This window comes from Kangiella sp. M94 (assembly GCF_054926195.1).
This window is the reverse complement of record NZ_CM142903.1, coordinates 235,061-249,497: the sequence shown is the minus strand read 5'-3', so window position 1 is coordinate 249,497 and position 14,437 is coordinate 235,061. Positions and strand designations below refer to the sequence as shown.

The following is a 14,437-nucleotide window of genomic DNA, read 5'->3' as shown; positions in this document are numbered from 1 at the left end:
CAAATTAGAACAATCCAAAAACCTTTCTTTTATAAAAAGGCTTTTGCCCATTCAAAAAGTATTGCTCAAGGCCACTTCCGTTAGTGATTGGGATTATGTCTACAGGTGGGTTAGGGATAGTTATACTATTAATTATCATCCCTATCTCTCCGATTATTTCTTTATAAAACTCACCTGCATCAACTGCAATTAATGTATGAGGAGGCAGTCCATCATCAGGATTATGGAAGTGAGCCACCCATGCCTTATTGACTTGCTTCTTTGTCTTAAAAAAACGGGATAGTGCAGAAGTTAGTTCTTGTGGGTAAACCTTAGGTTGCCCAAGCATTACTTCTGCGCTTGTTTTTTGAGTGTGTGTTTCAGGAGGTCCCCAGATAGAGCCATCAATTATTGATTCAATCTCGCTTTTGGTAAATTCTTTACCATAATCAGAACCTGGGTTTAACAATAACTCAGCGCCTTGCGTAAGTTTCATTAACTCTAAAGCATTTACACCGAGATAAGCGACTTCCGTTTCAATCACTTGCTGCAATCTATTCACTGAAGAAAAAACAGGAATATAGGGCTTTCCATTATGCTCTATATTCTGAATTTGTATTGCTTTCCCTTCTGTCAAAGTAACTCTTTCATGTGATTCGGGTGGTTTCTCGCCATGCTGAATTATGAACAAATCTGCATTACATAAGTCTTTGTAGAACTGAGGGCGATGTGCAGCATCAGTAGCAGCTTTGACAAGCGATAACTCAAGTTCATTCTCTGGAACAAATTCCACTTAATTTTTCCTCATTATTAGTAATCCAAACAGGGAACGAAGTTTCAAATTGTTGGAATCCACAAACTTTATCCACGATTTAATCATGCTCAACCCTCACCAATATCGGAGGTTTATTCGTGCCGAATACTTTCTCTTAATATTCCCTTTTATTTTTTTGTTCACCCTCTTCTGGGATGACCTCAGCTACCCTCACTTCGCCATTTTTTATCATTTCTCTAATTTTAGCCTGGCCCTCTCTAGAAATACCAAATTCTGGATGGACATAATTCTGTCTATGCCTAATATACTTAAAAGCTCCTTCACCCTGAAAGTTCTTAACATCATCTGGCCAGTCAGACGTATATTTGTGCTTCCTTAATGGATCGTCGTAGTCCTCAGGCCAAGCAAGAAACTCGAAAATAATATAAACACTATGTTCGGAAAGCATGGGTAATCGCTCTATTCGAGATACCTCATGCTCGCTAAATGTTGCAGGACGGTCTCTTCTAAAGGCTTCATATGCAGCATCATCTGGTGAGTCAATGTAATCCCTCCAGTTTTTTACACCATAGAAAAATGCTACTGGAAGTGGGCTTTCTGTATTTTTATCATGATCTATAATTTGGAACTGGTTTAGAAGATCATGCCGCACTTTCATTTTTTTAACTTCAATTACTCTATTGTGCTCTTCGTAGGTAATTTCCTTCTCCAATTCCTTTGTTTCGAGTAACAGTCTGGCTGCATATATCCAGTCTACTCTGACGTTGTTTAAACCATCTAATGTTTTATAAAAGGTCTCATAATTATCAGAGCAAATATCTAAATAGAACTGTGATGTTTCACGTTCACGTTTTTTACTATCAAGTTTTGAATTGAAACGAAACGCAGCAAATGCACCAACCAATGCTGCTATTAGTACAGTAAAAAATCTAGATATATGTTCAAAATATTCAGGTAATACCCTCTCTTCTACCGCCAAGGAAGAGAAATACCATAGTATCAGTGCACCAAAACCCACCAAAACACCTGTGATTACAGGATCATATGTATATTTTTTCAGAACACTTTCCCTCGCTAAAAACTAATACTGCATTACCGGGTAGCTCAGTTAACCTTACGGTTTAAGTTATTCATTCCCAACATCCATTTTTACGGTTAATACCAAGAAAAGCGGACATTACTATAAAAGATAACACCTTATAATAGTTAGGTTTTTAGATATTGCAATGGCTTCGTTGGTTTGGGTGGATGAGGTATGGATAGCTTGTTCGTCAGTTCGGGCCTTTTTAAAGGCACTGGATTGTCGGGTCAAGCCCGACAATGACGAGGTGTATGGGGTTGTTAGGGTATGCCCCTTTAGGTACATCGCGGCTTACTGTGTGCAGAAAAGCTTAAGAGCAGATTCCGCATTACCTAAAGGTATTTCCGTTGGTCACAAGTGCGGAATGACAAGGAGGTGGGGATAGTTATAACCTGTGACTTAAGTTTGTGTAGCCTAGATTAGCGTAGGCGCACCAAGGGCACTCCCGTTGGTCGTAATCGAGGTATCTTTAACAGAACCTCATAGTCACAATAGTTCCTTCGAGGCTACGCTAGCTGACTATATTTTTCTGGCGACAATGAAAACCGATTCGCGGCTAGTCTGCCATTCTCGCTCTATCGTGAAACCTGCTTTCTGTAATTTGGTCATAAGTTGCTTTTTGGTGAACCTGCTGACATAGGGTGCCAGTCCAAGGAGCTGCATACCAGATATCAACCATCGAAATACCAAATTGATTTCTGCTATCAGCGACGTGCTAGAAATAAAAACACCATCATTTTTTAATAGTTGGCGAACCTTCATAATCGCACTATCAACATCTTCCAAAAGGTGCAAGACATTTAATCCTAAAACAGCATCGAAACTTTCATCCTCCAATTCTAAATCGTTTAACGCACCTTGCTGAAAAGTAATGTTATCAACATTATCCTCTACCATTTTTCTTTTTGCTGCTTCTATCATTTTGCCAGATATATCCGTCGCAACAATACGTTTTACATAAGGAGCATGAAGAATTGCAGTTGCGGCACTGCCGCAACCAAACTCGAGTATTTGCCAATCTGACTTCAAGTACTCTCGAGTAATTGCCAGCTTCTTCTGATAGGTCGCTTCATCCTTGATGGGACTTTTGATGTATTTTTCTGCTGATTTGTCCCAAAAATCCTTTGAATCTTTCATCACTCTCACCTCCCTTTTATATTTCATAAAGCTAACTTTTGCACTAATTACAAGTGTCTTTCAAGAAACAATCATTGTTGACCGTCTCTTTTGAAGCCATTTCAAAGTTTTCGACCCAGCCTTTTTTCAACTTTTCGCTTTTCCCATTTAGGGCCAAACATATTGACGGATTCAAATACATTCAAGCCATGAATCAATACGCCTATAGCCCATCCGATAAGCGGCAATATAATCCAGTAGCTTTCTGGGTTGATTATCAAGCCTGCTACCACGGGAATACCACCAATAACTGCAAAGATAATCAGATGTTGGTAAAAGCCCTTTATGTCGCGCACTTCTTCTAATGCCTTTTTTTCTTCTGCAGTATCTTGCTTTATTTCTGTATTCGAATTTGTCATTTCCAGCTCCTGTTGAATTTCATTAACTGATATTTCAAAGACAGCAGCTAGAGATTTTAATGATTCAAGACTAACATTTCCTTGGGAGCGCTCAATACGCTGAATGGTACGGATATTAAGCCCACTGAAATTAGCTAGTTGTTCCTGGGTCCAGCCATTTTTTACTCTAAGTTTACGAATTAACATAAAAGCTCCGTTTGCTGTTCACATCAAATAATGAACGCAAAACCGATATTTTGTAACGGCATTTACCCGACTTTGTTCCGACACAGTGTTTAAATCAATGGTTTGTAGCTTAACTCTTGTTAGATATCTGTTCCATTTATTCTTTTTATGCGGGAGATAACACCTTACAATAATTAAGTTTCGGGTATTGCAATGGCTTCGTTGGTTTGGGTGATTGGGCTGTGGATCACTTATTCGTCAGTGTGAGCCTTTTTAAAGGCACTGGATTGTCGGGGCAAGCCCGACAATGACGAGGTGTATGGGGTTGTTAGGGTATGCCCCTTTAGGTACATCGCGGCTTACTGTGTGCAGAAAAGCTTAAGAGCAGATCCTGAATTACCTAAAGGTATTTCCTTTGGTCACAGTTCAGGATGACAAGATGGTGGGGATTGGTAGGGGCGCAGGGTCTGCCCCTTTGGGTGCCTGTGTGTGCCCGAAATAGAAAAGACAGTGGGCCAAGGCCCACCCTACGGAAGTCAATGGTTGGCACATTTGCTGGGACTCGCTTTGCTGATCCTGCCCTAGGGGTACATCACCAGCCTACAGATTTCTGCGTTTTGTCGTAGGGACAACTCATGAGTACCCAGTGGGGCAGCCCCTTGTCCCTACAAACATTTAATTTTTAGGTTTTCGACACACGGTTAGTTTGATGGGCCACTGTACTTTTTTCATGTGGTTAGTATCGCACCAGGCGAAGATTAGTTTTTGTGATAAAGGGCTAATAGGATTTTTATTTTCCTGTTGAATATAGTTCTGGGTTGCTGACCAGCTGTTGAGGTACCCAATCACTTGATCGAATGACCAGGTTTTTTCGACTTTAAAATCGGGGGTGGGGACAGTTTCGAATGGGAACTGATAATCGGCAAAATGATTTTCCAGCACTTTCCGTTGCATCGGCCAATAATCGCTTAGTACCCGATCATACAAATGGCGTATAACGGCATCGACTTCGAGGTTAATTTCCAGTAGTTGATAGTTCCAGACTGCTAGTATCCCTCCTGGACGCAATATTCTTTTAGCCTCGGAAAAAAACTTGTCGATATCAAACCAATGTAGTGCCTGAGCGACGGTTATGATATCCATGCTTTCATCTGGGAATTTGCACTGCTCGGCACTGCCAATGAAATATTTGATGTTGCTACGCTGATGAGCATTTTCCAACTGGCGTGAGCTGATATCGGACGCATAAACCTTGGAGAAGTGTTGCGCCAAACCGATGGCGGCCTGCCCATTGCCCGTTGCAACGTCCCATGCATTTTCATGGTTATCGCTTAACATGGCCAGATAATGGTATAGCTGATCGGGATAGTCTGGTCGGTAGCGCCGATAGTTTTCAGCATTTGAAGAGAAGTTAAATCCTTTATATACAGTATCCATCGTGTGTCCCACTCCTATTCCTCTGGATTTGTCGCTTCTGGTTGATTCGGTTGCAGAGTCGACAAGGCCTAGAATAGCGCGGAATCTGATCAATTTCAAAAAGTATTGCTGTGGGGTGTTTATAAGAGTAAGTCATGTCGCTCAATGGTAGGGACAAGGGTCTGCCCCACTGGGTACTCATGAGTTGTACCTACACAATTGATGGGTTACGCATAAATGCTAACCCATCCTATAAGAGCTAGAGATTATTCAGAACAGATTCCGCATTGCCTAAAGGTATTTCCGTTGGTCACCAGTGCGGAATGACAAGATGGTGGGGATTGGTAGGGGCGCAGTGTCTGCCCATTGAATGCCAGTGCGCGCACCCGAAAAAAAGACGGTGGGCCAAGGCCCACCCTACTGCGTTTTGTCGTAGGGACAAGGGTCTGCCCCACTGGGTACTCATGAGTTGTCCGTACAAAGAGTTTGGCACAATGACTAAAAACCAAAAGCAGATTCCGTATCGGGGCACGGAATGACAAACATTTAAAAAATCATAGGAAGTCTGATGAGGGCCGGTTTGGCCCTCTAATATACGCTAGCGGGTAAAGACTGGCCCCAAACCATTGGCCCAGAACAATACACTGATAACCAGGGTGGCTACCACTAATACCAAGGCTACGGTTAATATGGAGTTGGTGAACAACATGGCGCGGTCTTTATCGATATTCATCATGATTGGCGTTCCGGCGAATAGAATTCGCAACGCCAGTGCGACCGCTAAAAGAGTCAGTAAGGTGTCCAGCCACAACAACGGATAGGCGCTGACAATACTGATTAAAAACAATGGCATACATGAATACGCAATTAATGCGAAACTGTCGTGAATGGTCGCTTTCGAATCATAAGTCTTTGCCATCCAGTGGACCAGTCGGGCGAAGATGTAAAGGCCGATTAATATGGCGAAATAGGCAGCGACTGAAATCAGCAGCCCGCTTTCCCAGGTTAATTTAACCGGTTCTTCATGGCCAATTCTCCAACCACTATAAACTGCACCGATAAAGGCAAATACTGGTGGCAATAACGCCATCCAGATCAACATTCGCAAGTAAATCTGTCTTACGGTAAATTTTTCTTCTTTTAGTTGTTGCCAAGCTTTCGGTGGATTGTATAACACATTAAAACGATTTTTCATTGCCCTGCCCCCTTAATTGTCCTTACCGGTTTAATCTAAGTCTATAGACTTATCAGTGATGGCACTTACCTCCGGCGAGGACACTTAATTTGCTTAAATCGGTTATGGTCACTTCTTTATCTTTTATGGCAATCAATTCATTCTGTTGCAATTTTGTGAAGAGACGGCTAACAGTTTCAACGGCTAAACCTAAATAATTGGCGATGTCACCACGCGTCATGACCAAATTGAAACAGGTGCGCGATAATCCACGTTTGCCGAAGCGGCTGGAAAGGTTAAGCAGGAAGGCTGCTAAGCGCTCATCAGCACTTTTCTTGTTCAATAAAAGCATCAATTCCTGATCATCATGAATCTCTCGACTCATGACACGAACCAGCTGTTGTCTCAAACCAGGAATTTCTCCGGAGAGCATTTCAAGCTTGGGATAAGGAATGGTACAAACCATTGAGGTTTCCAATGCTTTTGCCATGCTTGGATGCTTGCCGGAACTGATGGCATCCAGACCAATAATTTCACCAGCAAGGTGAAAGCCTGTGATCTGTTCTTCGCCACTTTCAGAGATGGTATAAGACTTGATGCAGCCCGAACGGACGGCATAAATAGCATGGAATTCTTCACCGGCATGAAAAAGCATCTCATTCTTATTGAGAGGCTTTTTACGTTGAACAATGCTGTCCAAATGCTCTACTTCGGATTCAGCCAGCATCACCGGTAAACATAACTGGTTGATACTACAACTTTGACACTTAATTGATGGCAACGCCATAAGATTCACACACCTTAAATATTTGTCCCAGTGTATTACATTCTGCCCATTATTTAAATCAATTTAGGTGTAACTAAATCGCCTTTGAAAAGCTCTGAATGAGGTTAATTTCTTTGAAATAGGCGTCAAAAACCATGCAAATGTTGCGAATGAGTAATCGCCCTGCATCATTGACCTGAATGCCTGAATCACTCACATTGAGCAGTCCATCTTGTTCAAAGCGCCCTAGCGATTCCAACTCTTCAGCAAAGTACTCTTTGAAGTTGATATTAAAGGCTTTTTCTATCTGACTAAAATCCAGTTTAAAGTGGCAAATCAGTTGCATGATGACTTCGCGACGCAACAAATCATCGTCTTCCAGATAGCAACCGCGCCATACAGCCAATTCGCCCGCTTCGACTTTCTCGTAATAGTCATCAAGTCCGCGCATGCTTTGGCTGTAACTATTACCAACCTGGCTGATGGACGATACTCCCAATCCTACCAGATCACATTCTGCGTGGGTGGTATATCCCTGGAAGTTACGATGCAAGTCACCATGCTCCTGAGCCTGAGTCAACTCATCGTGCGGCAAGGCGAAGTGGTCCATACCAATATAAACGTAACCCGCTTCGGTCAGCTTTCTAATCGCTGACTCGAGAATGCGAAGCTTTTCAGAAGCCGATGGTAAGTCATAAGAGTTAATTCGACGCTGCGGCTTAAAGCGATGCGGTAAGTGCGCATAATTAAACACTGATAAACGATCGGGTGCCATTGTAATTATTTTATCAATCGTTTCATTAAAACTATCGACCGTCTGGTGTGGCAAACCATAAATCAGATCGATATTGATAGAGTCGAACCCATGACGTCGCGCTTGCAATAACAAGTGGCGGGTATCTTCTTCTGGTTGAATACGGTTTACGGCTTTTTGTACTTCAGGATTAAAATCCTGAACGCCCATGCTCAGGCGATTGAATCCCGCTCTGGCAAGACTGAACATAGTTTTGTTATCAACACTGCGCGGATCGATCTCGATAGAGAATTCACCATTCTCATCATCAAGGTCAAAAAGTTCTCTGAACTGGCTAACCAAACCTTCAATCTGCTCATTGGATAAGAAGGTGGGCGTACCGCCGCCCCAATGAATCTGAGTCACTTTACGGCCTTTAACATAAGGCGCGATCATTTCAGCTTCTTTGACTAACGCTTTTAAATAGCGATCCGCTTTTGATCGGTCTTTGGTGATGACTTTATTACAGGCACAGTAATAGCAGATGTTTTCGCAGAATGGGATGTGTAAATAGAGTGACAACGGCTTGCCAGGATTCGACGTTTTTAAGGTCTTTTTAAAATCCTCAACACCAAAGTCATCGCTGAATTGCAACGCGGTTGGATAGGAAGTGTAACGAGGTCCAGCGATGTTGTATTTTTCGACAAGTTCGCGGTTCCAGATGGACGATTTAGGCATAGCCTGCACCAGCTTTTATTTACGATGGGTACAGGATAAGTAATTTATACGGTACGCGGATTGATCTAGATCAACCCGCCTTCAGTCAGATTTACTTGAAGAAACTCAATCAGTTAAAAAGATGTATTTTTTACACATTTTCTAATCGATGAGCCAGTTCGGATAACTTTAAGTTAGCGCAGGCCCCGGGGGAAACTCTATCATGCAATGCCTGTTTCGCTGACCTTTGTGCTAACTCTTGATAATTGTCTTTTAATTGCTGATAAGCCTGCCTGAACGGCACTCCTTCACGCGCCAGCTCAATTGCCTTATCGGTTGCAAACATGGCCGGTTCAATCGCTTTTTCACATTGCTTATGACAAATATCAAGCCCCAACAGTAATTCGGGTACTAATTCCAAACAAAGCTGCGCATCAGTAACGCCATTGATTAAAGGTGCCTTGGTATTCTGCAAATCACGCTGATAACCGCTGGGTAACGACAGTAATGACTCAATCTCGTTATAAGCACCTACCAGCTTGGCATACTGAGCACGCATCAGCTCTACCGTATCAGGATTACGCTTATTCGGCATAATCGATGAGCCGGTGCTGAATAGATCCGGCAGTCTCACCAGATTAAATTCAGCGCTGGTAAACAGGCTCAGATCCCACGCCAGACGCCGCACATCCAGCATCGCCTGCTTAAAAGCAGTCAGAACCTGCAGTTCAAACTTGCCACGACTGTTTTGCACATACATTGGATTGATCTGCATCCGAGAAAAACCTAAAGCCTCGGTGGTATAGTCACGGTCAAGCGCCAGATTAACCCCATAACCTGCAGCTGTGCCCAGTGGGTTTGCATCAATCCAGTCTAGCGTCTGCTGCGCCAGTTGCGCATTATCACAAAAGGCCTCAGCAAAGCTCCCAAACCACAATCCCCAACTGGAAACTACTGCCCTTTGAATGTGGGTATAACCCGGCATCACGCTTTCGGAATATTGTTCTGCCTGAGTTAAACACACCTGTGAAATACTCACGCAGACTTGCTTCAGGTCGAGCAAAGCCCGCTTGCAATACAACCGAGTGGCAACCGCCACCTGATCATTACGACTTCTGCCGGTATGAATTTTTTTGCCAAGATCACCTAGCTGCTCTGTTAAAAAGTATTCGATTGCAGAATGACCATCTTCGAATGTCTGATCGAGAACAAACTGACCCTTTTCAAATTGACCTTTCTCAAACTGAGACAGTAAGTCATCCAGACTTGCTATGATTTGATCAAGCTCAGCTTGAGTTAAGATACCAATACGTTGCAAACCTTGCGCATGAACTTTGCTGGCTTGTATATCAAATTGAAACAAATGCTGATCAAGTATTACATCCTGACCAGACATGAACTGATCGACCCTCTGTTGCAATTCATTCTGTTCCGCACCTTTCGTTGCCCACAGTTGTTGTAGCTTAGTCATAATCAATGGCCTCTAAAGAATTACGATTGAATGCTTGGTTAGCATTTTGTAGTGCCTGTATAGCTGCGCCTTTTAATAAATTGTCGAGAACGCAGCAGACCACTAAATGCTTGCCACTGTGATCCAGTTTAAAACCACCGACAATCGCGCCAGCTTTTCCTTGAATATCTTTGACCAAGGGAATCGTCTTACGAACTTCAATCAAGGGATGCTGCTGATAAAACTTTTGGTACAGTTCAATCACAGCTTCTTCCGTCATGGTTTGCTGCAAACTGATATGAGTGGTCATGGAAATGCCGCGAAAAAAACCGGCAACATGCGGAGTGAATTTCACATCCGTCGCAAGATGTCGACTCACTTCTTTTTCGTGCAGATGCTCTGACAGTTGATAGGGAATCAAATTATCCTGTAATAGCTGACGATTGTTTTTGTCGCTTCGACTGGTTCCCGCACCGCTATAACCTGATACACCAAAGCAATGCGCTGCCCCTTCAAGTGAAGAGACAAGCGGTGCCAAAGACAGCTGCATGGCAGTGGCATAACATCCAGGATTGCTGATCCGTGTACTAGCTATTTGTTGGTTAAGTTCTGGCAAGCTGTAATGCCAGTTATCATCGAAGCGATAATCCGCACTCAAATCAATAATCACCGATTCACTGGATAAACGATCAATTTGCTCTACATAGCCTGGCGCCAGTCCATTCGGTAACGCGAGGAAAATCAAATCATACAGTCCTTCTGCCACTTCAACAGGAGAGCAGTCCTGATAGACTAATGACTTTTTGCTGTAGCCTTCGACCAATTGCCCCTGTTTACTGCGTGAAACCGCTAACTGCAGATCAAAGACAGGATGCTGGCTCAGTAATCGAATCAACTCATCGCCGACATAGCCTCTGGCTCCAACCAGGGCAACACTGATTTTTTTGTGCTTAATATTGCTCATGACAGTTCTCCTGGTATCTCTCCTGAATTGATAAGGGTCCGCGCTCTACTGATCGCCTGTTGTACGCACGACTGAATTAACGCGAAATCGTCAATGCCACGCCAGAAGACATTCCACTCTTTGCCACGAATAAAACCATCGGCCATTGAAAAATAAAATTTATTGATTGGATTGTGCGACGAAGCACGCCAGAACAACTGAGAATTATCAAGCAGCATCTTATTCCAAACAGCAGTACCCAACCCCTCGCCTTTAGCAGAATCCTCCACTACAAATTTATCGAGATAAGGAATGGCGTAATCATGAATGACAATGGTCGCTGCCCGATAGCACTCAGTGACATAAGCTTTGTGTAACTGTGTTTTTTCGAAATAGTTTTGCTGTAAGCGGTGACCAAATGACGATTCAATCAAGTCCGTTAATTTGTTTTTTGCAATCTGTTGCCAGTCACAAAATTCAAGAATTTTCTCACCTTTATTGACCAGAGTGCCTGAACCTCTGTCAGTAAATAATTCTTTAGCCACCAGGCTAGGTTTGGTAATTGAAACTGAAGTGGCACTGGACACATGATTTAATAATTCATAAATCTGCTGCAGCTTTAACTTCATACCCGAATGTAGCCAATCCTGTTGCATCAGATAATCATAATCATTCTGTAAACTGATGGCCGGCATCAACTTTTCATTAGCATCGATTATGCCACCGGTACTGGTTAAAAATACCACCTTATAAGGCTCAATGGTTTTTGCTAAAGCCAGAGTTGCTGTGTCTGCATTGATATTGACGATCTGCCCCTGCTCCGTCTCACCTAACGGACTGACTACTGGAATGGCACCGTTTCTAACACTTTCAATCAAATCATGGTCATGCACAGATTTAATAGTGCCGACCAGCCCCAAGCTTTCGTTCTCCAATTCACATTCAAAAATACCAGAATAAAATGAAGCAGCATCAACACCTGAATTCTTCAGCGTATTAACCAGATTGTGATTCTCAGAAATGAACACCTTGCGTGCGACCTTGAGCACTTCCGAACTGGTGACACGCTTGCCATCAATGAACTGTGCTGTGATATTTTCCTGCTGCAATTGCTCATTCAGTTGTGGCCCAGCACCGTGCACCACGATAGGCGTCAAACCAACCTGTTGCAGGAAGGACAGTGACGACACCAGATTATCAATATCTTCTTTAAGAATTCCGCCACCCACTTTGATGATGGCAAATTTCATACCTTCGTTACTGGAGAAGCGTTTTAAGTATTTACGGATTTCACTTTCGCTACCCATATTATTGAGCAACCGAATAATGGTCTCTTTGACTTTATGATTAGTCATTACCCAGTATCCTCCAGTAATTCGTAACCACTGTTTCCAGGTCACTGAGCGCAACCCATTCGTTTGCAGTATGAGCTTTATCAATATTACCAGGGCCATAAACAATTGCTGGATAGCCCGCTGCAGAAAACAAAGCGGCTTCCGTCCAGAAATTTACAGGCTCGCTGCACTCTAAATTGAGCTTGCTTGCCAGCAGCATATTGTCGGATTCTTTTTGACCTGAGCGTTTATCGGCAAGCATCGAAGGAAATGAAGGTGCGATAAATTTTGCAGTAACTGAAACAGGATGACTGGTCTTAATTGAGTTAACCATTTCTTGTAGCTTTTGTTCTGGATCATCTCCAGGCAATGGCCTGATACCCATCTCCAAAGTCACACTCGGCGCAATGATATTAGGTTTAATGCCACCTTCTATCTTGCCCAGATTCAGACAGACTCCTTGCAGATTATAATAGCTTGACTCAAGCTGCTGCTTAGCCCATTCAATAGCCTGTGTCATCCATGCCGTTGCCTGATGGATAGCATTTTCGGATAGTGCTCGAGACTCAGAGCTGTGCCCGCTTTTTGCCGTAAAGGACACTTCAGCAGTGGCGACACCACGATGTGCCAGCACCGCTTTGCACTGAGTTGGCTCTGCAACAATGACTCCCTCATAATCATATTTTTGCTGCAAAAAGGATTTAACACAGAGACTGTTGCCATACTCTTCATCCGATGAAAAAAGAACGGCATAATCGCTCAAGCCCTGTTCAACACAAGCAATAAAACAGGCTGCTGCACCTTTAATGTCACAACTGCCCAGGCCGTATGCTTTATCATCGGTTACGGTTAATGCAAAAGGGTTGCTTTCCCAGCCTTGCGCTACCGGCACTGTGTCGATATGAAAATTGAATAAGTACTGAGGCTGACCTTTAACTGCATAGACATTAATCGAACCATCACCATAATCCATGATCTCAACTTGAGCGTCACTTAACTGCTCAGTTAAATAGTCAATGATTCCAGACTCATGGATCTTGCGTGGTGGATTGCTGGTGTCAAAGGCCACTAAAGCTTTAAGATGCTTGATGGTATTTTCAAGAAGCAACGTCTTCATACAGCACCTTCCTTTTCTTGCTGCTCTTGCAGTTCTTGCTGCTCCTGCTTCACTTTGGCCCAGATTGCAGTGCTGTTGCCATACAACTGAATAAAGCCTACTGCCTCTTCAATTCCCCAGCTGGCACTTTGTGCATAACTGGCATCTTTGGTGCTCAGAATGGATGAACTGTTTACGGCAACCACTTGAAGCTGTCCGGAATAGAGAAGAAGTTCTACCGTGCCATTTACATGCGCCTGAGTTGAAGCAAGAAACTGATGCAAATCGTTGCACAGCGGATCAAAGTAAAAACCTTTGTAAACCAACTCGGTCCACTTTTCAGCAACTTGAGGTTTGAATTGATTTTGCCATTGAGTCAGCACCACCTCTTCAATAGCCTGATGTGCTTTTATCAGACCAAACAGTGCGGGCGCTTCAAACACAATGCGACCTTTTAGCCCAATTACCGTATCCCCGGTATAGATACTTCGTCCGACTCCATACTGTCCCAGAGTCTTGTTGAGCAGTTGCATGATCTCAACGCCCGTCATCTTTTGCCCATTGATGGCAACCACTTCACCTTTAACAAAATCCAGGCTTAATCTTTGCGACTCTTTTGGAAAGTCATGATAGTGACTGGTCAACACATAGGTGTCATCTTGTGGCTCCTGCCATTGATCAATTTCACTGCCAGAAATAGTCACGCCCAGTAGGTTTTCATTGATGCTGTATTTCTTATGCTCAATCGAAGTTTCAAATCCTTTTTCCTGTAAATATTCAATCTCATAATTCCGAACATCCTTAACTTGTTGCTGGATGTCGCGAATCGGCGACAGAATGGTGTAATCACCTAAGGCCTTAATTGAAATATCAAAACGCACCTGATCGTTGCCCATGCCAGTGCAACCATGCGCGACTGTGTTGGTACCCAACTGCTGGCACAGCTTGATAGATTCTTTGGCAATCAAATAACGATCAGCACACAACAGTGGGTACTGCCCCTGATACTTTGAGTTGCCCCACACCAGTGGTGTGATAATTTCTTGCCATAACATTTGTTGCGCATCGACTTGCCAATGCTGCTTGGCGCCCAACTGCAAAGCGCGCTTTTCAATTTGCTGACACTTTTGATCGCTTACCCCACCAGTATTAACAAACAGGGTGTGCACCTCATAATCTTTATTCATTAAATAAGGCACACAAAAACTGGTATCCAAACCACCTGAAAATGCTAGAACGACTTTCTTTTGACTCATGACTATCACCTATGGTT

Annotated in this window: 13 protein-coding genes; all 13 read right to left on the bottom strand. The window is 43.2% G+C overall.

The genetic code is table 11. The features are described from left to right. Positions 1–4: 4 nt before the first annotated feature. The 13 genes from ACYTXU_RS01290 to ACYTXU_RS01230 all read right to left on the bottom strand — a co-directional run bounded on the left by ACYTXU_RS01290 (position 5) and on the right by ACYTXU_RS01230 (position 14,420). On the bottom strand, positions 5–772 hold the full coding sequence (locus tag ACYTXU_RS01290) for an enhanced serine sensitivity protein SseB C-terminal domain-containing protein (protein ID WP_462207767.1): 768 nt from the start codon (positions 770–772) through the stop codon (positions 5–7). Positions 773–908: 136 nt separating this feature from the next. Continuing rightward, the gene (locus ACYTXU_RS01285) at positions 909–1,772 is read right to left on the bottom strand and encodes a hypothetical protein (protein ID WP_462207765.1); all 864 of its coding nucleotides are present in this window, start codon (positions 1,770–1,772) and stop codon (positions 909–911) included. A gap of 582 nt (positions 1,773–2,354) precedes the next feature. Continuing rightward, a complete protein-coding gene (locus ACYTXU_RS01280) occupies positions 2,355–2,972 on the bottom strand; it encodes a class I SAM-dependent methyltransferase (protein WP_462207763.1) in 618 nt (205 codons plus the stop codon). Positions 2,973–3,073: 101 nt separating this feature from the next. Beyond that, positions 3,074–3,556: a 2TM domain-containing protein gene (locus ACYTXU_RS01275; protein WP_462207761.1), complete on the bottom strand. Its 483-nt coding sequence runs from the start codon at positions 3,554–3,556 to the stop codon at positions 3,074–3,076. A gap of 654 nt (positions 3,557–4,210) precedes the next feature. Beyond that, positions 4,211–5,071 (bottom strand): class I SAM-dependent methyltransferase, encoded by an 861-nt coding sequence (locus tag ACYTXU_RS01270; RefSeq protein ID WP_462207759.1) that lies wholly within the window; start codon positions 5,069–5,071, stop codon positions 4,211–4,213. A gap of 478 nt (positions 5,072–5,549) precedes the next feature. Continuing rightward, positions 5,550–6,146 (bottom strand): Yip1 family protein, encoded by a 597-nt coding sequence (locus tag ACYTXU_RS01265; protein ID WP_462207757.1) that lies wholly within the window; start codon positions 6,144–6,146, stop codon positions 5,550–5,552. 52 nt (positions 6,147–6,198) lie between these two features. Continuing rightward, positions 6,199–6,912 (bottom strand): fumarate/nitrate reduction transcriptional regulator Fnr, encoded by a 714-nt coding sequence (gene fnr / locus ACYTXU_RS01260; protein WP_331892664.1) that lies wholly within the window; start codon positions 6,910–6,912, stop codon positions 6,199–6,201. Between the two features lie 73 nt (positions 6,913–6,985). Beyond that, complete coding sequence (gene hemN, locus ACYTXU_RS01255; protein ID WP_462207755.1) at positions 6,986–8,362, bottom strand: oxygen-independent coproporphyrinogen III oxidase; 1,377 nt, start codon at positions 8,360–8,362, stop codon at positions 6,986–6,988. Between the two features lie 130 nt (positions 8,363–8,492). After that, positions 8,493–9,812, bottom strand: coding sequence for an argininosuccinate lyase (gene argH / locus ACYTXU_RS01250; protein WP_462207753.1), 1,320 nt, complete (start codon positions 9,810–9,812; stop codon positions 8,493–8,495). Continuing rightward, positions 9,805–10,755: an N-acetyl-gamma-glutamyl-phosphate reductase gene (gene argC / locus ACYTXU_RS01245; RefSeq protein WP_462207752.1), complete on the bottom strand. Its 951-nt coding sequence runs from the start codon at positions 10,753–10,755 to the stop codon at positions 9,805–9,807. The genes argH and argC overlap by 8 nt, the downstream gene beginning before the upstream one ends. Continuing rightward, positions 10,752–12,089, bottom strand: coding sequence for an acetylglutamate kinase (locus ACYTXU_RS01240; protein ID WP_462207750.1), 1,338 nt, complete (start codon positions 12,087–12,089; stop codon positions 10,752–10,754). Before ACYTXU_RS01240 ends, argC begins: the two co-directional genes overlap by 4 nt. Then, on the bottom strand, positions 12,082–13,185 hold the full coding sequence (locus ACYTXU_RS01235) for an acetylornithine deacetylase (protein WP_462207748.1): 1,104 nt from the start codon (positions 13,183–13,185) through the stop codon (positions 12,082–12,084). The genes ACYTXU_RS01240 and ACYTXU_RS01235 overlap by 8 nt, the downstream gene beginning before the upstream one ends. After that, the gene (locus ACYTXU_RS01230; RefSeq protein ID WP_462207747.1) at positions 13,182–14,420 is read right to left on the bottom strand and encodes an argininosuccinate synthase; all 1,239 of its coding nucleotides are present in this window, start codon (positions 14,418–14,420) and stop codon (positions 13,182–13,184) included. Before ACYTXU_RS01230 ends, ACYTXU_RS01235 begins: the two co-directional genes overlap by 4 nt. Positions 14,421–14,437 lie beyond the last annotated feature (17 nt).

What these genes read in the sequence shown, in the direction of transcription:
- ACYTXU_RS01240 (WP_462207750.1), bottom strand. Translation starts at nt 12,089, where the DNA reads ATGACTAATCATAAAGTCAAAGAGACCATTATTCGGTTGCTCAATAAT.
- ACYTXU_RS01280 (WP_462207763.1), bottom strand. Translation starts at nt 2,972, where the DNA reads ATGAAAGATTCAAAGGATTTTTGGGACAAATCAGCAGAAAAATACATC.
- argH (WP_462207753.1), bottom strand. Translation starts at nt 9,812, where the DNA reads ATGACTAAGCTACAACAACTGTGGGCAACGAAAGGTGCGGAACAGAAT.
- fnr (WP_331892664.1), bottom strand. Translation starts at nt 6,912, where the DNA reads ATGGCGTTGCCATCAATTAAGTGTCAAAGTTGTAGTATCAACCAGTTA.
- ACYTXU_RS01265 (WP_462207757.1), bottom strand. Translation starts at nt 6,146, where the DNA reads ATGAAAAATCGTTTTAATGTGTTATACAATCCACCGAAAGCTTGGCAA.
- ACYTXU_RS01235 (WP_462207748.1), bottom strand. Translation starts at nt 13,185, where the DNA reads ATGAAGACGTTGCTTCTTGAAAATACCATCAAGCATCTTAAAGCTTTA.
- ACYTXU_RS01230 (WP_462207747.1), bottom strand. Translation starts at nt 14,420, where the DNA reads ATGAGTCAAAAGAAAGTCGTTCTAGCATTTTCAGGTGGTTTGGATACC.
- hemN (WP_462207755.1), bottom strand. Translation starts at nt 8,362, where the DNA reads ATGCCTAAATCGTCCATCTGGAACCGCGAACTTGTCGAAAAATACAAC.
- ACYTXU_RS01275 (WP_462207761.1), bottom strand. Translation starts at nt 3,556, where the DNA reads ATGTTAATTCGTAAACTTAGAGTAAAAAATGGCTGGACCCAGGAACAA.
- argC (WP_462207752.1), bottom strand. Translation starts at nt 10,755, where the DNA reads ATGAGCAATATTAAGCACAAAAAAATCAGTGTTGCCCTGGTTGGAGCC.